Genomic DNA, 17,848 nt, shown 5'->3' on the forward strand with positions numbered 1-17,848 from the left:
CTCCCTCAAGGGGGAGAGGGAGTAAGAGGGGCGCAGCTTTTAGTTTCGTCCACATCATGAATCGGTCTGTATCCCGGCCCGAATGACACATCCCCCAAACGCCAACCCGCGCGGCATGTCACCGCGCCAATGAAGCGGAGCGTGCTGAACCACTGCATGCGGATCACGCCACGCGCGTTGTCGGCGTCCACCTCGGGGTCGCTCACGCCTGTGCGGCGCAGGGGCTCGTCGTGATAGAGCGTAGTGCCGAAAAGCTGGTCCCACCACGGAAGCACTTGGCCGAAATTGCAGTTGTGGCGCTGGGGCCGTTCGGCATCGCGCAGCATGTGGTGATTGCGGTGAAAACGTGGCCCGACAAACAGGCGTTCGCCTATCTTGCCGAGCCGGCCCAGACGCAGCGCCACGTTGGCGTGCGAGAAGTTCTGCACCAGCTCGCTCAACAACCCGAGTAGCGCGAATTCGGACGGCTCGACGCCCATCACGAGGCCGACGCTGGCGAGAATGAGAGACTGCAGCATGCCATCCACATAGTTGCTGCGGTCATTGCTCCAACAGCTCATCTGACGCTGGCTGTGGTGCATGCTGTGCATCGCCCACCACCACGGAATCGCGTGTTGGGCACGGTGCATCCAGTAGTAGACGCAGTCATAGACCACGTAGTACACCGCGAACAGCAGATACGGGTGATCGTTGAACCACGGCACCCAGGCCTTGAGACCGCTGTGCTCGTCGGTGGCGGGGCCGCCGCCCAACAGGTGCGCAAACGGCATCAGCACGATGAAGCTGAAGATCGGGAACAGGCCCAGCAGCATCAGCAAGGTGAAGTTGCGGTCGACGGTGGTGTGGCGACGGTCGGCCCAGTGCTCGGCGGGAATCAGGCTCTCGAGCGGTCGCATCACGCAGCCGATCAGGAACAGCTGCAAGAGGGCGATCATGGTCGCCTGTGCGATCTCGCGCGGATCGCCTGCGGTCTGTGCAATGCCAAGGGCCTGCGTTGCGGGGACGACGATGTGGGCCGAGAGGGCGTCGACGACCTGATTCCAGAGTGGGCTGAGGAGATCGGAAATGAACTGCATACCGTGCGTGCTACATGCAAACAACGGCAGGTCGTTCGCGACGCGTCGATTATGAATTTGCTGTGTGTGCGTTGTGTGGAGACACCGCGATCAGGCGTGTGCAAAGCGCAAGACGAAGCTCGTTCCTCCGCGCGCGGAGGTGGATGTCTGCACCGTGCCGCCCTGGGATTCAGTCAGCGCACGCACGATGGAAAGCCCGAGGCCCGAACCTTCGCGTCGGCGCTTGCCGGGCGCTATCGCAAAGCGCTGGAATGGATGGCTCTGGAGTTCCTGTGGCAGTCCGGGGCCAGCATCGCTGATCGTTAGCTGCACCCACTCCACGCCATCTTCGTCTTCTTTCAACTGGACCAGTACATCGAGCCAGTGCCCGGATGCTGCATAGCGGATTGCATTGCTCACCAGGTTCGTGACGATTTGCCGCATTCGGTCGGCATCGGCGCGGATGTCGCTTTCTGCTTCGTTGGAAGGCAGAGTCAGTTTCAGTTCCATGTCGGCCGCTTGCAGTTGCGGCAGCAGGGCCGAGAGCGTTTCACTGACCACGATGTTCAGGCACAAGAGCTGCTTTTGCAGCGAGAGCTGCCCGGCGTCGGCCACGGACAATGTGTGCAGATCCTCCACCAGCCGGCTCAGGTGCTCGGTCTGCGCGAGTAGGGTGCGGAGCTCAGCCTCGTCCGCGACGATGATACCGTCGCACACGGCATGCAATCGCGCTTTGAGCACGGTGATGGGCGTGCGCAGTTCGTGCGAAATCGAGGCCGCTGTCGCACGCCGCTCTGCCTCCAGTTCGTCGAGCGAATCAATCATATTGTTGAAGGTATGAATGACTTCGCCCATCTCCCCATGGGCTCCGGAGGAGACAGCGCGCGCAGAGAAGTCGCCCAACTCAACGCGCTTGGCGACTTCGACAATGGACGCTAAAGGCCGGGTGACGTAGCGCGACACCCAAAAGCCCACGGTCAGGCCAAACGGCAGGCACACGATCAAGCCGATGATCAGCGACATCTGCTCGCCGAAGAACATGTCGCCGCGCCAATACTGGCCGTAGATCTGCATGGCGCGCGGGCTGTCCTCCAGATCACGCGCGTTGAGCTCGTCAAGCTCTACGCGCACGGCATCGGGCAGATGGTTGTAGAACTTGTAGTACTGCACGCTGGAAAATGTCCAAGCGCAAGCGGAAAGCAGGGCAATCGTGCTCAGGACGGTGGCGGCGATCCACAGTCCAAAGCGTACCCAGATGCGGTTCAGCCCTCGCGCCATAGGCGGTATCCGATTCCGCGCACGGTGTCGATGAGGTTCTCCTGACCCGCCAACTGCAGCTTGCGGCGCAGCTTGGAGAGGTGGGAGTCGATCACCCGCTCGAGCGCGTCGCTCTCGGGCAGGCAATGCTCGATCAGATGCATGCGTGAAAAGCAGCGCCGTGGCTGGGACGCGAGCAGCGCCAGCAGTCGGAACTCGGTGAGCGTCAGGGACAGCGGCTGGGCACGGCCGTCCGCGTCATAGAGCACCGCGCTGTGAGCTTCAGCGTCGATCTCGAGCGCGCCAATGCGAATGGGGGTAGCGACTGGCAGCGGCTTGGCCTGCGTGCGCCGGAGCACGGCACGCACGCGGGCCACCACTTCGGCCGGGTTGAACGGTTTGACCACATAGTCGTCCGCGCCGAGGCGCAGCGCCACCAGCTTGTCCACATCGTCAGCCATGGCGGTGACTATGATGACCGGCGTCTGTCCATGATCGCGGATGGTGCGCAGCACGTCGATGCCATCCATGGTGGGCAGGTGAATGTCCAGCAGCACCAGATCGGGATGGTGCTGGCGAAACGCCATCACCGCTTCGGGCCCGTCGTGCGCCATCACGGTACGCAGTCCGTCGCGTTCGAGATAGGCGTTGAGGATGGTGGCGATACCGGGCTCGTCCTCGACAACGAGAATTTGTGGGGTCGCGGTGGTGGCGTGCGTCGTGATCATGACAGGTGCTCGAAAAGACGAGCAAACCGCTGGTTGCGGACTTTGCTTGAAGTCATTATGGACGCAAGTCGCAAAGCTTGCGACCATTGTAGGTGTCTCCATCTTTCCTCCATGAATCCTGCAAGCTTGCGCAAGTTTGAGGCGGCCCAATCGGACAAATCCATAGGTATCGGCCTGTCGCGGGGAGCGTTCCGTGAAGCCATGTTGCCCTCGCATCAGAGTGAAATTTCGTTCGCTTTCCTTCGCTTGTGTTCTTGCTGTGACGGCCGTGTTGGCCGGTTGCATGAGCGCGCCTGCGCCCGAGCTGGATCACTCCACGCCGTCGCAATGGACCGAGGCATCGTCGGGAGCCGTGCCCGGCACGGGAGCGCGCCTGACGGTGGCCGATCTGCAGACATGGTGGAAGCGCTGGGATGATCCTCAGCTGAATGTGCTGGTGGACCGCGCGCTCGCGCAGAACCTCAATCTTGCGCAGGCGTTGGGGCGCCTCAAACAGCAGCGCTTGCTGATGGGCGTTGCCTCCGCCAGCTACAAGCCCGAATTCACGGCGGGCGCACGCACGTTGCAGGATGTCGCTGCCGTCGATTCGTATTTCCACGCCAGCATCGACGCCACATGGGACTTGGGTCTCTTTGGTGCGCGTGAATCGTCCATGGCGGCGGCGCGCGGAGAACTGCTCAACGCCCAGGCGCAGTTGCGCGGCGCAAGCATCAATCTGGTGGCCGATACCGTGCGCCGCTATCTCGACATCCGGCTCGCCCAGAGCCAGCGCGTCTTGCTCGCGCAGCGTGTGGCATTGGATCAGCGTGCATTGGGCCTCAGCGAGGTGCGACTGGCTCAGCAGATCGATTCGTCCGACAGCGTGCACCAAGCCCGCATGCAGTGGCAGCAAAGCCGCAGCCAGCTCATCGAGCTCAAGGAGCAGCAAAGTCGCGCCGCTCATGCGTTGGCGGTGCTGCTCGGGCAAGCCCAGCCGGACGCCGAATGGCTGGCCGAGACTTCCATGGTGCGACTGCCTCTGCCCGAGCAGTTTGCGCTGCAGGTGCTGCCCGCTGATCTTCTGCGCACGCGGCCCGACATCGAGACGGCGGAGGCCTCTGTGCAGCGCGCGGCGGGCGCACTCGGTTTGTCGCGCTCGGCGCTCTATCCTCGCTTTGCGCTGTCGGGCTCGCTGCTGTATTCCTACAACCTCACGCAAAATTTGCGCACTACATCGAATCAGATGCCGCTTGTCGGACCGATCATCGACATACCGCTCTTCGACTGGTGGCGTCGACGCTCGCAAGCCGATGCTGACGAGGCCGCGCTTGATGTGGCTATCGCGGGCTACCGTCAGAGCGTGCTCGAGGGCATTGCCGATGTCGAGGGGGCGCTGGCAGGGCTGAATGCACAGCGCGAGCGCATGGCCGCTCTGCTGGAGGCCGAAGCCTTGATCCGCAAGCGCGAGGGCGTGCTCGAGCGCCGCCAGAAGTTGGGTCTTTCCAGTGATTGGGGGCGCCTTGCCGAGCAGCGTGCCGATCTGGTCAACCGTGCCGATCAGAACATTGCGCAGGGTGCTCAGGCCCTCGCCTATGTGGCGCTGTTCAAGGCGCTGGGTGGTGCGCCGTTGCCGGTGGAGCCTGAGTCTGCGACGGAGGCCGCGCGATGATCGCTCTGGCGCGCAAGACCCTCGCCTACGAATGGCGCCGTTTTGTGCCATCGGTGTTCGCTGTGGGCTTCGCTGGCGTGCTGCTGGTGATGCAGGCGGCGCTGGTGCTGGGCATCTTCAGCACCGCAGCAATCTATGTGAGCGCGACCTCGGCCGATCTGTGGGTCGGTTACCCCGGCACGCAGAGCGTGAACTTCGGTCGCAACATTGGCCCCGATGTCGAGATGCGCCTGCGCATGGATCCCGACATCGCCGCCGTCGAACCCTATGTCTGGGTCGATGGTGACTGGCGCGCGCGCAGCGTCACGGCTGAGGCGGTGGGTGGCGTGTCCATCTACCTCTCCGGTATCTCGACGTCCTCGGACGCGATGATGTTCGACCACGTGCTCGCGCCTTGGCAGCGCAACATGCTGCGCGAGCCCGGAGCGGTCATCGTCGACCGTGCGGATCTGCCCACGCTGGCTTCGGCCGAAGGCGGTGCGGCATGGATCAACAACCACCCGGTGCGCATCGTCGCTGCGGTCGACGGACTGCGGGGGCTGGGCGGTGTCAACGTGATCACGTCACTTGAAAGCGCGCGCGAGATTTCGGAACAATCGGCCAACCACGGCAGCACCTATCTGGTCGCTCGTGTGCGCAGCGGCGCCGCGCTGCCTGCCGTGCAGGACCGACTCAACAAGGGCGGCGTGAATTTCGGACCACATGAAGTCTGGACAGCAGCGGCCTTCGCACGCCGCTCGCAGTTCTACTGGATGTTCGATACCGGTGCGGGCGCTGGCGTGCTGTTCATGGCCATCATTGTGTGCTTTGTGGGTGCTGTGGTGACGAGCCAGTCACTCAAGTCGGTTGTGGCGGGGTCGGCACGCGAGTATGCTGTGCTCAACGCGTTGGGCGTGAGCCGCGGCGCTTTGGGCCGAGTGGTCGTGGAGCAGGCGCTGTGGATTGGTGGGCTGGGCCTGCTGATGGCGGCGCTCGCCAGCCTGGCGCTGCTGTCTGTAGCGCGTGTGTACCGCGTGCCGGTGGCGCTCAATGGTCAGGCGATGCTCGCCTGCGCGGCGCTCATTGCTGTGCTGGCATTTCTCTCGGGCATCGGCGCGATGCGTGGACTTCTGCGCGCTGATCCGGCCACATTGCTGAGGTGATGGCGTCCTGAACATGATGATGAACCCCACCACCCCCGAACCCGTCACCACCCGGCTGCAGGCCGAGCCCAGCCTGCAGGCCGTGGCGCTCAAGAAGTCCTATCTCTCTGGCGTGGTGCGGGTGCATGTGCTGCAGGGGCTGAGCGTGTCGCTTTATCCCGGTGAGCTGTCGCTGATTTCCGGTCCATCGGGCTGCGGCAAAAGCACGCTGTTGTCATTGATGTCGGGACTGCTCACGCCGGACAGCGGCAAAGCGCTCGCGCTGGGGCAGGACCTTGAACGCCTGAGCGCGAGCGAGCTTGAACGTTTCCGTCTGCGCCACACCGGGTTCGTGTTTCAGGGCTTCAACCTGTTCCCGGCGCTCACGGCCATGGAGCAGGTCCAGTTGCCGCTGGGCTATATGGGCATCCGCTCGTCAGAGACAAAGCGCCGTGCACAGCAGGCGTTGGACGAGGTCGGCCTCTCGCACCGGGCACACATGCGCCCGGCCGAGCTCTCGGGCGGCGAAAAGCAGCGTGTGGCCATCGCCCGCGCCATGGCCAAGCAGCCGCAGTTGCTGTTTGCCGATGAACCCACCAGTGCGCTGGATGCCGAAAGCGGCCAGCGCGTGATTGACATCCTGCACCGCGCGGCGCGCGCGCACGGCACGACGGTGCTATGCGTGAGCCACGACCCGCGTCTGGTGCGCCACGCGGATCGCGTGCTCAGCATGGAGGACGGCGCCATTCGCAGCGACTGGCGTCAGAACGCTTCGCTCGCAGCAGACGATCAAGGAACGGAGCAATGAACAAGACCCTGCGCCTTTCAACGGCTTATCTGGCGGTGGCCGCGGCAATTGCAGCGCTGCTTGCGGGATGCTCGCCATCGAAAGGTGACCTGCCTGCATCCACCGCTCAAGCGGCCATCGCTGCGACGCCGCAGAGCGGACCCGCTGCGGTGGCACGCGGCAAGATCGAAGTGGAGGGTGGCCTGATCGACCTTGCGCCTGGCATCAACGGCACCGTTCAGCAATTGCCGGTGAAGGAAGGCCAGAGCGTGCCACGCGGCCAACTGCTGATGCGCATGGCCGACGATGCCTCGCGCGCCGATCTGTTGGTGGCCGAATCGGAATGGAAGCTCGCCGAGGCGCGCCTTTCGGCCAAGACCAAGCGCCTGCCGTTGGTCAAGACCATGCACGCCCGCTGGCAGAACGCCGCGCGTGAAGGCGCTGCGGATGCGCACAGCGTGGACGAGGCAGCCCAGCAACTGCGTGATGCGCAATCCGAAGCCGATGTGGCGCAGGCCGAGGTGAAGGTGGCTCAGGCCAAGGTCGAGCAGCTGCGCGCCGTGCAAAGGCGCTTCGAGCTGCATGCGCCTGAGGCCGGAACCATTGTGCGCATACGCACCCATGCAGGCAGCCAGGCCGGACCCGCGCAGACGGTGATCACGCTGCTGCCGCAAAAACCGCTCATCGTGCGGGCCGAACTCAATGAAAGCTTTGCCAACGCGGTGCGCGAAGGCATGCACGCCACCGTGGTGCTGGACGGCGACGCTGGCAACAACACGGTGGCGCTTCCCGATGCCAAGGTGCTGCGCATCAGCCCGGTGTTCGGTGCCGCGCATCTACAGGAAGACACACAACGCGGGCCCGTACGCATCATCGAATGCGTGCTGGTATTCGACCAACCACCAGCCAAGGCCCGTGTGGGTCAGAACGTGAGGGTGACTTTCCATGAATAACCGCATCATCCAACTGCACCCCCATCCCGCCACCCCCGGCTGGATGGTGCAATCCGACTTCGACGGCACCATCAGCGTGCTCGATGTGACCGACACCCTGCTCAACCGCTTCGGCCAACCCGGTTGGCAGGAACTGGAGGATGCATGGGAGCGCGGCGAAATCGGCTCGCGCGAATGCATGAAGGGTCAGGTCGCTCTTCTCGACATGAGCGAAGCCGAACTGCGTGCGCATCTCGACACGATTCAGATCGATCCCGGCTTTGTCGGCTTTGTCGACATCGCGCGCACTCACGGCATCACGGTGCAGGTGGTGAGCGACGGCATTGACTACGCTATCCGCCATGTGCTTGCGCGCCATTGCCTTGGGCATCTCGAAGTGATTGCGAACCGCCTCGTGCAGACCGGTGAGCGCAGCTGGCGTCTGGATTCGCCATGGGCCAGTGCCCGCTGCCAGCGCGCCAGCGGCAACTGCAAGTGCGAGCGTCTGGCAGAGCAGCAGAATCTGCATGGACGTGTGCTCTATGTGGGCGATAGCACCTCGGATTTCTGCGTCTCGCACATGGCGGATTTTGTGCTGGCCAAGTACAAGCTCATCGCGCATTGCGAGCAGCACGGCATATCGCACGCGCCCTTCGAGACCTTCACGCAGGCTACGACACTGCTCGAGAAGGTCGCGCTGGGGCTGGAGGTACTGGCATGAATGCGGTAGACGGTTTTCACCTCCTGCAGCAAAGCGAGAGCGAACAGAACTTGGAATCTCACTCGCAGGCGCTGCAGCGCCTGTGCCTTACTGCCAATGAATTCGTGATGCCGGGCTCCGGCCCTGAGGCGCGCACTGGCGTGCTGCTGGTACACGGCCTCACAGGTACACCGGCTGAAATGCGCGTGCTTGCCAAAGGCTTGAACCGTCAGGGCTTCACCGTGTACGCGGTGCAACTCGCAGGCCATTGCGGCGTGATGGAAGACCTGGTGCACACGCGCTGGCAGGATTGGCTGGCGAGCGTGGAATCGGGGCTTGCACGTTTCTCCGGGCATGTCGATCAAGTGGTGGTTGGTGGCCTCTCGATGGGCGCGCTGCTGTCGCTGGCCGTGGCCGAAAAGTGTGCCGACAAGGTGGCGGGCGTGTGCGCGCTGTCCACCACGTTCCGCTATGACGGCTGGAGCATTCCGTCATACACCAAGCTCTCGTTTCTGCTGCCGCTGTTCCGCTCGCTCGGCATCGGCCGCAATAGCGTGTTCATGGAAGCACCGCCCTACGGCATCAAGGACGAAGCGCTGCGCGCGCGCATCGTCGAGCAGATGCACAGCGGCAACAGCGCTGCGGCGGGGCTACCGGGCAATCCGTGGTGGTCGATCATCGAGCTGCGCCGGCTGTCGACGCATGTGCAATCGCATCTGGCCGACATCCACGCGCCCTGTCTTGTGATTCATGCGAGCGAAGACGACATCTCCCATGTCTCCAACGCGCACGACATCGAGCGCAAGGCGGTGAATGCCAAAGTCAAACTGGTGCTGCTGGACAACTGTTATCACATGATCACCATTGACCGCGAACGCCGCACGGTGATCGCGCGCATCAACGATTTCCTTGGCCGCATCTCTGCCACACGAACGGAGGCCGCGCAGCATGGGTAGTGAGCTGTCGCCATTGGTCATCACGCTGTGGGTGCTCAATGTGCTGGTGGACAGCGGGGGGCAGCTCGCTTTCAAGGCAGCGGCCAGTGAGCCGGGGGATCTGGATGGCATGGCGCGCTGGCGCTTTATGCTGGGGCGCCCGTGGCTGTGGATTGGCGTGGCTTGCTATGTGGCCGAGTTCGTTTTCTGGCTCGCGTTTCTCTCGCTCGTGCCGCTCTCGGACGGTGTGCTGCTGGGCTCCATCAACATCGTCGCCATCATGATTCTGGGCCGCATCCTGTTCAAGGAAAAAATGGCACCGCTGCGCGTAGCGGGCATCGTGCTGGTGTCGATCGGCGTGGCGATTGTGGGGCTCAAGGCATGAAGCGTTTCTACGTGATCGGCTTCCTGGTGCTCATGGCGTTCGACACGCTCGCGCAGCTCAGCTTCAAGATGGCGGGCAATGCCGCGTTGCCGCTCGAGTTCGGTACTGCGTGGCTTGCGCGCGTGTTCGGTCAGCCGTGGATCTATGGCGCGTTCATCGGCTACATCGGCGCATTCTTCACCTGGATGAGTCTGCTAAAAAAAGCGCCCATCGGTCCGGCCTTTGCGGCCTCGCATCTGGAGATCATCTCGGTGCTCGCGCTTTCGCACTACCTCTTCAACGAAGACATCGGCTGGCCGCAGATCGTTGGGTGCCTGTTCATTCTCGCAGGCATCGTCTGCCTTGCCCTCAGCGAGACCGAAGAGCCGGATCAGCATGGTGATGGCGCTGCCACCGGTCATGCGGGTGCGGGCTCCACCAGCGCAAGCGCTGCGCGTCTGGCAGACAATTGAGGGATGAGCTCTCTCCCACGCGTCACCGTTCCCCCCACCGCTGGTCTGCCACTGCGCCTGGGCGATTTGCTGCCGTGGGGCAACGCGAATTTCGATGATGCGCTCGCGCAATGGCTGGGTGTGCCCGCGGTGCAACTAGAGTGCTCAGGTACGTCGGCGCTGATGGTGGCGCTGCGCACGCTCAAGAAGCTTGCGCCTGCGCGCAACGAAGTGATCGTGCCTGCCTACACCTGCCCGCTGGTGGCGCTGGCCATCTCCCAATGCGGATTGCAGGCACGTCTGTGCGATCTGAGTCGTGATGTGCTCGACATGGACGAAACCATGCTGCGCGCGCTGTGCAGCGAACACACGCTGGCCATCGTGCCCACGCATCTGGGTGGGCGCGTAGCGGATGTGCGTGTGGCGCAGCACTTTGCGCAGATGGTCGGCGCCTACGTGATCGAAGACGCCGCACAGGCACTTGGCGCACGCGTTCATGGCGAGGCCGTGGGCATGCAGGGCGATATCGGCATCTACAGCCTGGCCGTGGGCAAGGGCCTCACCACCTACGAGGGCGGCGTGCTGATTGCGCGTGACCCCGAGATGCGCAAGAGCCTTCGTGCCATGCACCGTCGCACCATCGGCCCGAGCCTCGGATGGGAGCTGCTGCGCAGCGCTGAGCTGGTGGGCTATGCGGCGATCTACCGTCCTGCGACCTTGGATTGGGCCTACGGTGCGCCGCTGCGCAAGAGCCTTGCGGAGGACGACTGGATCGCTGCAGCCGGTGACGATTTTGACGCCTTTATTCCGCAGCACACGCTGGGCACCTGGCGCCAGCGTGTCGGTGTGCGCGCGCTGGTGCGGCTGTCGGCCCATCTGCTGCAGGCGCACGAGCGCGCGCAGCCGCGCATTGCGCAGCTCATGCAGCTGCCCGGTGTCGAGGTGGTCGGCGACATGGCGCCGGATGCGCAGGGCACTTGGCCAGCGCTGCTGTTGCGCATGCCGAACCGCGCCGCGCGCGACGCGCTGATGCGGGCACATTGGGCATCGGGGCTGGGGCTTTCGCTGCCGTTTGTGAACATCCTCTCCGACTATGTGCGCTACGCACCGCTGCTCGGCAGCGCGGTGCTCGACAGCGTGATGATCGCGCGCGACTGGGCACAGCGTCTGATCTCGGTGAGCAACAGTGAATGGCTTACGGACGAGAAGTTTGCGCAATTGATGCGTACGCTGGAATCTGCTGTTCACGAACCTTGAGCGCATCGCGGCGCGGGCCGATGTAGTCGCGCGTGAGCGGCACGGCTTCTTGTTTGCGCGCGAGTTGAATCTGGAAAATCGCGATGTCCTGGTATCGGAACGCGGTCTCCGACATCGACAGGTAGAACTCCCACATCAGGCAGAAGCGCTCGTCGTACAGCGCCTTGGCTTCACTCCGCCGCGCCATGAAGCGCTCGCGCCATAGCCGCAGCGTGCGGGCGTAGTGCAGGCGCAGCACTTCGATGTCGATCACGATGAGGCCCGAGCGCTCGATGGCGCTGCTGAACTCTGACATCGCGGGCAGATTGCCGCCGGGGAAAATATAGCGCTCGATCCACGGATTGTTGAAGTCCGGCGTTTCAAGGTTGCCAATGAAGTGCAGCAGCATCACGCCGTCTTCGTTCAGAAGGTCAAAGCACTGCTTGAAAAATGCATTGTGAAACCGCGCTCCCACATGCTCGAACATGCCGACGGAGACGATGCGGTCGAACGGGCCCTTGGTGTCGCGATAGTCTTCCAGCGCGTATTCCAGCCGCTCGGGCACGGAGGTGTTCGCCGCGCGCTTCTTAGCGCCTTCAAGCTGCTCTGTAGAGAGGGTTACTCCGCGCACGTGCCCCGCGCCAGCCACTTCGGCGATATAGCGCGAGAGCCCGCCCCAGCCGCAACCGATGTCGAGCACGCGTTGGCCCGGTTCCACCAGCAGCTTGGCGGCGATGTGGCGCTTTTTGGCGAGTTGCGCGGTTTCCAGATCTTCGTCGCCATGTTCAAAATACGCGCAGGAATATTGGCGATCGCTGTCCAGAAAGAGCTGGTACAGCCGGTCATCCAGATCGTAGTGATGGGCCACGTTGGCGCGTGATTTGCTGCGCAGGTTGTTCTGCAGGATCGGGCGCAGCCTCATGCGCCATGCGTCCAGCATCTGCACGGCCTTGCTGTCGGGCACATCCTTGGCGTGGCGCAGCACGAGTTCGAGCACGTCGTAGACCGAGCCTTTGTCGATGACGATGCGCTGCTGCATGAACATCTCGCCAAAGTTCAAGTCCGGGTCGCGCAACAGATTGAACACGGCGCGTTGATCGGTGAAGCGCATGCGCGCCTGGGGCTGGCCGCCATCGCCAAACGTGAGTACCTTGCCCGAAGGGGTTAGCACTTCGAGCTGGCCAGTTTTCAACAGCGGCGCAAATGCGCGCTGCAGCATGTTTTCACTCAGACTCTCGATCACGGTGTGTGCTCCTCGGGAGGTTGTTGTGCGCTGTGCCTCTGCGGTTATGCCTGCGCCGATCCTATGGGGGCAATGTGACAGCGCGCCAGTTGTTCCACCAAGCGTTCATTGAGTGCGTGTTGCCCGATCTGGCTGGTAGCCAGTTGCATCTCGGGGATTTGCGTGTCCTGCCCGTCGCCTGCGCTCAGCAAACGCTTCCACCATGTCGCGTACCGCCACGCCGAAATATCGCCGGTGATATCGCTGCCCGCTATCTGCCCGCGCAGGGCGGCGATGATCTGCGCCGCATCTTCCTCGCGCATGCGGCCCTGGTCCCAGTTGGTGCGCACCACATCGGGTGAGAACACATCTTTGTCGATACTGAGATAAGTGGGTTGCGGCGCGGCTTGCAGCGTCTGCGCGAGTTCGGAAGACAAGGCGCTCACGTTGTCGAAACTGCGAAACGCCTTGCCAAAGCCCGCACGCTGCGCCCAATCGGTGTTCACGCCGCAGCTCCAGTAACTGAGCTTGCCAGCGCGCAGCGGCTCTTTGTAGTTCTCCCACGCGTGACCTGCACCGATGTCGCTTGATGTGATGCCCGCGACAGTCACGTGCGACACCGCAGGATGCATCGCCACGCGCCGCACCCACGAGCCACAGTGCACGCCCCAGAGGAAGCGCATGTTGTCGGGGTGGTTGTCCAGCACGATAACGCGCAGTGGATTGGCTGGAGTGTGGCCGCGCAGCGCAATGCGATGCTCGATCAACAACCAGCTCAGATGATGAAAATCCCCACTGCCCATGAGCGCCGTGCCCCAATCGGCGGGCAACCGTTTTTCCACTTCTGCGCGGAATGCGGCATATCGATTCAGCGTGCAGCCAAAGCGCACGCCCTCTTGCCAATCCTTGAGCGGCAAGCGCGTTTCATCATCCAGCGGGCCCACTGAGCCATCCACATCCAGCACCAACGGGTGCAAGGCTTGTGCTGCAGTGTTCGTCATGCGGCGTCGCTCCATTGCCGGTCGCTTTCGAAATGACCGGCAAACTTGTGACCCAGTGCGCGAAGCAAAGGGTTGCGGATGAACACAGCGTGCTGCGTGAAGGTAAATCGCGCGCCGAGCTGGGCCTTGACTTCAGGGTCCGTCCAGCCCGCCACGTAGTGCGCGAGGTTGCGTTCGATGGCGTATTCCAGATTGATCATCCAGCTCACGAAATAAAGATTCGCCTCGCGTGCTTTGGGGTACGAAAGGCCGATGTATTTGTCGATGAGCTTGCCTTGGTGCTCGAAACACAGGTTCCAGCCGAGCAGGTCGCAGCTCACCGCATCGCGGTATTCGAACACAATGCCTCCGTTGTGTTCATCACGCAGAAGCGCCGAGAAAAAGCTGCGTGTGAGCTTGTCGAAATGAATTTCGCTCTGTGCGTAGACCGCATCGAACAGCGCGTAATACGCATCCACACGCGCGTCGTCAGCAAACGCAGCTCCGGTGGGAATGCGCGTGATCTGCAACTGATCGCGGCTCTTGAGCTTGCGTTTCAGATTCTGGCGGCGACTTTTGGAGAGGCGCGCCAGGTACTCGGCGAGATTCGCAAAATCGATGGGCACGTAAGCCAACGCCTGGCCTTCGACAGTGATGAAACCTGCGGTGCCCAACTCTTGCAACAGCAAGGCCGCAGCGGCGTTGTCTTCAGCGCAGAGCAGCGGCGATTGTCTCGGCAGATCTTTCACGATGGTGAGCATGCGTGCGCCGGCTTTCTGGCGCAGTTGCTGGGCGATGGCTGCGGGCTCGATATCTGCGGGCAGCAGGGCGTACTCGCTCACCGTCGTGCCCACAAAGTCTGCCCGCAACCGCAAATGCCGCGACAACCACGTGCCGCCGGGGAGCCTCTGCAGCTTCAATTTCAAGTCGTCATCGGCCGTGGTCAATAGATCAAACGGCGCGGTGAACGCGGGCGCACCCCAATCGGCAAGAACGACAAAACCTTCGGGCGGATGCGCGGCAAATTGCCGCATCAGCGCCGAAGGTTCCAGTTGATTGCGAAACGGTGTTTCTACCGCTGGCATCAAGCTTTCTTGGCTTTGGTGAGCAGTTGATCCAAGAGCACCATCGCCTCATCAATCTCAGGACGGGAAATCATCAGAGACGGTGCGAACGTGATCACGTTCTTGTAGTAACCGCCAACGTCCAGCACCAGGCCGCGTTGTTGGCCCTTATATTCCAGACCGCCTTCAAGACCGATATCGACCATCTTGTCGAGCAGCGCCTTGTTGGGGGTGAAGCCGTCTTCGGTGCAGATCTCGGCGCGCAGCGCGAGGCCGATGCCGTCCACATCGCCGATTTCCTTGTGGCGCTTTTGCAGTTCTTTGAGGCCTTCGAGGAAGTAGGCGCCCGATTCGCGCACTTGTCTGCCGAAGTCCATCTCGTGGGTCATCTTCATCACTTCCAGACCCAACGCGGTGCCGAGCGGGTTCGAAGCGAATGTGGAGTGCGTGGAGCCCGGAGGGAACACGGTCGGGTTGATGAGTTCTTCGCGCGCCCACAGGCCCGAGAGCGCATTCAGGCCATTGGTCAGCGCCTTGGCGAACACCAGCACATCGGGCTTCACGCCAAAGTTTTCCACCGACCATAAGGTACCGGTGCGCCAGAAACCCATCTGGATTTCGTCGACCACCATCAGCACGCCGTGGTCGTCCAGAACCTTCTTCAAGCCCTTGAAGAAGTTCGGCGGTGGAACGACATAGCCACCCGTGCCCTGAATCGGCTCCACGTAGAACGCGGCGTATTCGCACTGATTGGTCTTGGGGTCCCACACCGCGTGGTATTCGTTTTCGAACTTGCGCTCGAATTCCTTGACGATGGAATCTGCATATTCCTCGGACGTCATGCCCTTGGGGCGGCGGAACGGGTAAGGAAACGGAATGAATTGCGCCCGGTCGCTGAAGTGACCAAAGCGGCGACGATAACGGTAGCTCGACGTGATCGACGAAGCACCCAGCGTGCGGCCGTGGTAGCCACCTTCGAACGCGAACATCAGGCTCTTGCCGTTGCTGGCGTTGCGAACCACCTTGAGCGAATCTTCAATCGCCTGTGCACCGCCCACATTGAAGTGCACGCGGCCGTCGAGCCCCCATTTCTTCTGCGCATCCTGCGCGATGAACTTGGCCAACTCGATCTTGGTGGGATGCAGGTACTGGCTTGCGACCTGCGGCAGCTCCTTGAGCTGCTCGATCATCTTGTCTTCAAGACGCTTGTTCTTGTAGCCAAAGTTGACCGCCGAATACCACATCTGCAAATCCAGATACGGCGTGCCCGCGTCGTCATACATGTAGCTGCCTTCGCAGCCAGTAAAGATCTTGGGAGGATTGACGTAGTGGACGGTGTCGCCAAACGAGCAGTATTTGGCTTCGTCAGCCAACAATTGAGCGGTATTGAGGGTCACAGCGGGAAGGCTCCTGATTTAAGCCTTCGCAGTGTCGGAACCCAATCTTGTGGGTCGGTTAAGAGTTTTTGGAGGAATTGTGGAGAGTGGTGATCTTGTGATGAGCTTTTGCTGCTTTGCTGAGGGCGGAGGCCGGGACTGCCCCCGGCGGGGCAATCACTTTTTGGTCTTGCCCAAAAAGTGATCAAAAATGCGCTTTGAAGTCATCCGGCGGAACTCGCGGCGTTCCTTCGTCACTCTGCTCGGACAACCGCCGGAAATCAGTTGTGAAAGAGGTGTGTTCGGCACTTCGCTGCGCTCGTGTCGGGGCATCGCCCGACTTCGGACGATGTGGCGCGCGGGGTTTACGCTGCTTCGGGATAGAAGATGCGGCGCGTCTTCGTGCCGTCCACCGCCTTGCCGATGGCGGCGATGTGGTCGGGCGTGGTTCCGCAGCAGCCGCCGACCACGTTCACCAGACCTTCAGCCGCGAACTCGTGCACCAGGCGTGAGGTCACGTCCGGTGTTTCGTCGAAGCCGGTGTCGCTCATCGGATTGGGCAGGCCCGCGTTCGGGTAGCAGCTGATGAAGGTGTCGGGCGCGGCCTTGTTCAGCTCCTGGATGTAGGGGCGCATCAGGGTCGCGCCGAGGGCGCAGTTCAGGCCGATGGTCAGCGGGTTGGCGTGGCGCACGCTGTGCCAGAAGGCGGTCACGGTCTGGCCGGAGAGGATGCGGCCCGAGGCGTCGGTCACTGTGCCGCTGATCATGATGGGCAGCACTTCGCCGGTCGCGTCGAAGGCTTCTTCCACGGCAAACAGCGCGGCCTTGGCGTTGAGCGTGTCGAAGATGGTCTCGACGAGGATCACGTCCGCGCCGCCTTCGATCAGCGCGACGGTCTGCTCAAAGTAGGCTGCGCGCAGTTGCTCGAAGGTGACGTTGCGTGCGCCCGGGTCATTCACATCGGGGCTGATGCTCGCCGTCTTGGGCGTGGGGCCGAGGGCGCCAGCCACGTAACGCGGCTTGTCGGGGGTGGAGTATTTGTCGCAGGCGGCGCGGGCGAGCTTGGCGGAGGCCAGGTTCATCTCGCGCGCGAGCTCGGCCATGCCGTAGTCGTCCTGGGCGACGGTGGTCGCGCCGAAGGTGTTGGTTTCGATCAGGTCGGCACCGGCGGCGAGGTATTTTTCGTGGATGTCACGGATCACGTCGGGGCGGGTGATCGAGAGCAGCTCGTTGTTGCCCTTGACGTCGCGCGGGAAGTCCTTGAAGCGCTCGCCTGCGCCGTCCGGGCCGCTGTAGCCCTCGCCACGGTACTGTGCCTCGCCCAGCTTGAAGCGCTGGATCATGGTGCCCATGGCGCCGTCGAGGATGGCGATGCGGTTTTCCAGGATTTCGGGGAGCTGTTGGGCGCGGGTGTAGAGGGGGAGGGTCATGCCTCGATTGTATGAAAGCATCGAGGGTGGCTTTGTGTTGTCGCCGGAACCCTTTTGGAATTGGGTTCTTTTCCACCTGCGCTGGTGGGGGTGAGGGCGGAGGCCGGGTCTCGCCCCGGCGGGCGAGTCACTTTTTGGTCTTGCCCAAAAAGTCACCAAAAATGCGCTTTTCAATACCCGCGGCAGAACTCACAGCGTGCCCTTCGGGCACTCCGTTCGGGCAACCGCCGCGAGTCAGTGGTTTCATAAGAGGAATATTCGGCACGTCGCTTCGCTCGTGGCGCTCATCTCGCGACTTCGCGAGATGTTGGTGCACCGGCCTTGGGCGATTTTTTGATTTGCGCATTGGATCAACTTCGTTCAAAGAGCAGTGGGCGTTTGCGCTCCAACCCAACTTCGCAAACGTCCCCGGCACGAGCGCAGCGACGTGCCGAACACACCTCTTTCACAACTGATTTCCGGCGGTTGTCCGAGCAGAGTGACGAAGGAACGCCGCGAGTTCCGCCGGAGGTATTGAAAAGCGCGTTTTTGATTACTTTTTGCGCGCAAGCAAAAAGTGAT

Annotated in this window: 17 protein-coding genes; 9 read left to right on the plus strand and 8 right to left on the minus strand. The window is 62.4% G+C overall.

Going from position 1 to position 17,848, the window contains the following annotated elements:
* Positions 1-5: 5 nt before the first annotated feature.
* The 3 genes from G7047_RS23990 to G7047_RS24000 form a co-directional block, all read right to left on the minus strand.
* Positions 6-1,076, minus strand: a complete 1,071-nt coding sequence (locus G7047_RS23990; RefSeq protein ID WP_166310709.1) for a sterol desaturase family protein — start codon at positions 1,074-1,076, stop codon at positions 6-8.
* Between the two features lie 90 nt (positions 1,077-1,166).
* Positions 1,167-2,333 carry a cell wall metabolism sensor histidine kinase WalK gene (locus G7047_RS23995; protein WP_166310711.1) on the minus strand — a complete coding sequence of 389 codons (1,167 nt, stop codon included), beginning with the start codon at positions 2,331-2,333 and terminating at the stop codon, positions 1,167-1,169.
* Entirely contained in the window at positions 2,318-3,040 is a 723-nt protein-coding gene (locus G7047_RS24000; protein ID WP_166310713.1) for a response regulator, read from the minus strand. Before G7047_RS24000 ends, G7047_RS23995 begins: the two co-directional genes overlap by 16 nt.
* Positions 3,041-3,323: 283 nt before the next feature.
* On the opposite strand from G7047_RS24000, the gene G7047_RS24005 reads away from it, so the two are divergent.
* The 9 genes from G7047_RS24005 to G7047_RS24045 are packed head-to-tail and all read left to right on the plus strand — an operon-like array spanning position 3,324 to position 11,236.
* A complete protein-coding gene (locus G7047_RS24005) occupies positions 3,324-4,688 on the plus strand; it encodes a TolC family protein (RefSeq protein WP_166310715.1) in 1,365 nt (454 codons plus the stop codon).
* Positions 4,685-5,830 (plus strand): FtsX-like permease family protein, encoded by a 1,146-nt coding sequence (locus tag G7047_RS24010; protein WP_166310717.1) that lies wholly within the window; start codon positions 4,685-4,687, stop codon positions 5,828-5,830. Before G7047_RS24005 ends, G7047_RS24010 begins: the two co-directional genes overlap by 4 nt.
* 19 nt (positions 5,831-5,849) lie before the next feature.
* Positions 5,850-6,617, plus strand: coding sequence for an ABC transporter ATP-binding protein (locus G7047_RS24015; RefSeq protein ID WP_166312238.1), 768 nt, complete (start codon positions 5,850-5,852; stop codon positions 6,615-6,617).
* Positions 6,614-7,549 carry an efflux RND transporter periplasmic adaptor subunit gene (locus G7047_RS24020; RefSeq protein WP_166310719.1) on the plus strand — a complete coding sequence of 312 codons (936 nt, stop codon included), beginning with the start codon at positions 6,614-6,616 and terminating at the stop codon, positions 7,547-7,549. Before G7047_RS24015 ends, G7047_RS24020 begins: the two co-directional genes overlap by 4 nt.
* Entirely contained in the window at positions 7,542-8,249 is a 708-nt protein-coding gene (locus tag G7047_RS24025) for an MtnX-like HAD-IB family phosphatase (protein WP_166310721.1), read from the plus strand. The genes G7047_RS24020 and G7047_RS24025 overlap by 8 nt, the downstream gene beginning before the upstream one ends.
* On the plus strand, positions 8,246-9,184 hold the full coding sequence (locus G7047_RS24030) for a carboxylesterase (protein WP_166310723.1): 939 nt from the start codon (positions 8,246-8,248) through the stop codon (positions 9,182-9,184). Before G7047_RS24025 ends, G7047_RS24030 begins: the two co-directional genes overlap by 4 nt.
* Entirely contained in the window at positions 9,177-9,548 is a 372-nt protein-coding gene (locus G7047_RS24035; RefSeq protein ID WP_166310725.1) for an EamA family transporter, read from the plus strand. Before G7047_RS24030 ends, G7047_RS24035 begins: the two co-directional genes overlap by 8 nt.
* Entirely contained in the window at positions 9,545-10,000 is a 456-nt protein-coding gene (locus G7047_RS24040; RefSeq protein ID WP_166310727.1) for a multidrug efflux SMR transporter, read from the plus strand. The genes G7047_RS24035 and G7047_RS24040 overlap by 4 nt, the downstream gene beginning before the upstream one ends.
* A 3-nt stretch (positions 10,001-10,003) precedes the next feature.
* The gene (locus tag G7047_RS24045; protein WP_166310729.1) at positions 10,004-11,236 is read left to right on the plus strand and encodes a DegT/DnrJ/EryC1/StrS family aminotransferase; all 1,233 of its coding nucleotides are present in this window, start codon (positions 10,004-10,006) and stop codon (positions 11,234-11,236) included.
* Here the strand turns inward: G7047_RS24045 and G7047_RS24050 are convergent.
* The 5 genes from G7047_RS24050 to G7047_RS24070 all read right to left on the minus strand — a co-directional run bounded on the left by G7047_RS24050 (position 11,175) and on the right by G7047_RS24070 (position 17,287).
* On the minus strand, positions 11,175-12,458 hold the full coding sequence (locus G7047_RS24050; RefSeq protein ID WP_166310731.1) for a cyclopropane-fatty-acyl-phospholipid synthase family protein: 1,284 nt from the start codon (positions 12,456-12,458) through the stop codon (positions 11,175-11,177). The two genes, G7047_RS24045 and G7047_RS24050, sit on opposite strands and share 62 nt — an antisense overlap.
* A 44-nt stretch (positions 12,459-12,502) precedes the next feature.
* On the minus strand, positions 12,503-13,438 hold the full coding sequence (locus tag G7047_RS24055; RefSeq protein WP_166310733.1) for a hypothetical protein: 936 nt from the start codon (positions 13,436-13,438) through the stop codon (positions 12,503-12,505).
* The gene (locus tag G7047_RS24060; RefSeq protein WP_166310735.1) at positions 13,435-14,502 is read right to left on the minus strand and encodes a peptidogalycan biosysnthesis protein; all 1,068 of its coding nucleotides are present in this window, start codon (positions 14,500-14,502) and stop codon (positions 13,435-13,437) included. The genes G7047_RS24055 and G7047_RS24060 overlap by 4 nt, the downstream gene beginning before the upstream one ends.
* Complete coding sequence (locus G7047_RS24065) at positions 14,502-15,878, minus strand: aspartate aminotransferase family protein (RefSeq protein ID WP_166310737.1); 1,377 nt, start codon at positions 15,876-15,878, stop codon at positions 14,502-14,504. Before G7047_RS24065 ends, G7047_RS24060 begins: the two co-directional genes overlap by 1 nt.
* Before the next feature lie 344 nt (positions 15,879-16,222).
* On the minus strand, positions 16,223-17,287 hold the full coding sequence (locus G7047_RS24070; RefSeq protein ID WP_166310739.1) for a homocysteine S-methyltransferase family protein: 1,065 nt from the start codon (positions 17,285-17,287) through the stop codon (positions 16,223-16,225).
* Positions 17,288-17,848: the final 561 nt, after the last annotated feature.

This window comes from Diaphorobacter sp. HDW4A (genome assembly GCF_011305995.1).
In the GTDB taxonomy this organism is placed as follows: domain Bacteria; phylum Pseudomonadota; class Gammaproteobacteria; order Burkholderiales; family Burkholderiaceae_C; genus Diaphorobacter_A.

What these genes read in the sequence shown, in the direction of transcription:
- G7047_RS24025 (WP_166310721.1), top strand. Translation starts at nt 7,542, where the DNA reads ATGAATAACCGCATCATCCAACTGCACCCCCATCCCGCCACCCCCGGC.
- G7047_RS24055 (WP_166310733.1), bottom strand. Translation starts at nt 13,438, where the DNA reads ATGACGAACACTGCAGCACAAGCCTTGCACCCGTTGGTGCTGGATGTG.
- G7047_RS24015 (WP_166312238.1), top strand. Translation starts at nt 5,850, where the DNA reads ATGAACCCCACCACCCCCGAACCCGTCACCACCCGGCTGCAGGCCGAG.
- G7047_RS24020 (WP_166310719.1), top strand. Translation starts at nt 6,614, where the DNA reads ATGAACAAGACCCTGCGCCTTTCAACGGCTTATCTGGCGGTGGCCGCG.
- G7047_RS24000 (WP_166310713.1), bottom strand. Translation starts at nt 3,040, where the DNA reads ATGATCACGACGCACGCCACCACCGCGACCCCACAAATTCTCGTTGTC.
- G7047_RS24005 (WP_166310715.1), top strand. Translation starts at nt 3,324, where the DNA reads ATGAGCGCGCCTGCGCCCGAGCTGGATCACTCCACGCCGTCGCAATGG.
- G7047_RS23990 (WP_166310709.1), bottom strand. Translation starts at nt 1,076, where the DNA reads ATGCAGTTCATTTCCGATCTCCTCAGCCCACTCTGGAATCAGGTCGTC.
- G7047_RS24010 (WP_166310717.1), top strand. Translation starts at nt 4,685, where the DNA reads ATGATCGCTCTGGCGCGCAAGACCCTCGCCTACGAATGGCGCCGTTTT.
- G7047_RS24035 (WP_166310725.1), top strand. Translation starts at nt 9,177, where the DNA reads ATGGGTAGTGAGCTGTCGCCATTGGTCATCACGCTGTGGGTGCTCAAT.
- G7047_RS24070 (WP_166310739.1), bottom strand. Translation starts at nt 17,287, where the DNA reads ATGACCCTCCCCCTCTACACCCGCGCCCAACAGCTCCCCGAAATCCTG.
- G7047_RS23995 (WP_166310711.1), bottom strand. Translation starts at nt 2,333, where the DNA reads ATGGCGCGAGGGCTGAACCGCATCTGGGTACGCTTTGGACTGTGGATC.
- G7047_RS24045 (WP_166310729.1), top strand. Translation starts at nt 10,004, where the DNA reads ATGAGCTCTCTCCCACGCGTCACCGTTCCCCCCACCGCTGGTCTGCCA.
- G7047_RS24060 (WP_166310735.1), bottom strand. Translation starts at nt 14,502, where the DNA reads ATGCCAGCGGTAGAAACACCGTTTCGCAATCAACTGGAACCTTCGGCG.
- G7047_RS24030 (WP_166310723.1), top strand. Translation starts at nt 8,246, where the DNA reads ATGAATGCGGTAGACGGTTTTCACCTCCTGCAGCAAAGCGAGAGCGAA.
- G7047_RS24040 (WP_166310727.1), top strand. Translation starts at nt 9,545, where the DNA reads ATGAAGCGTTTCTACGTGATCGGCTTCCTGGTGCTCATGGCGTTCGAC.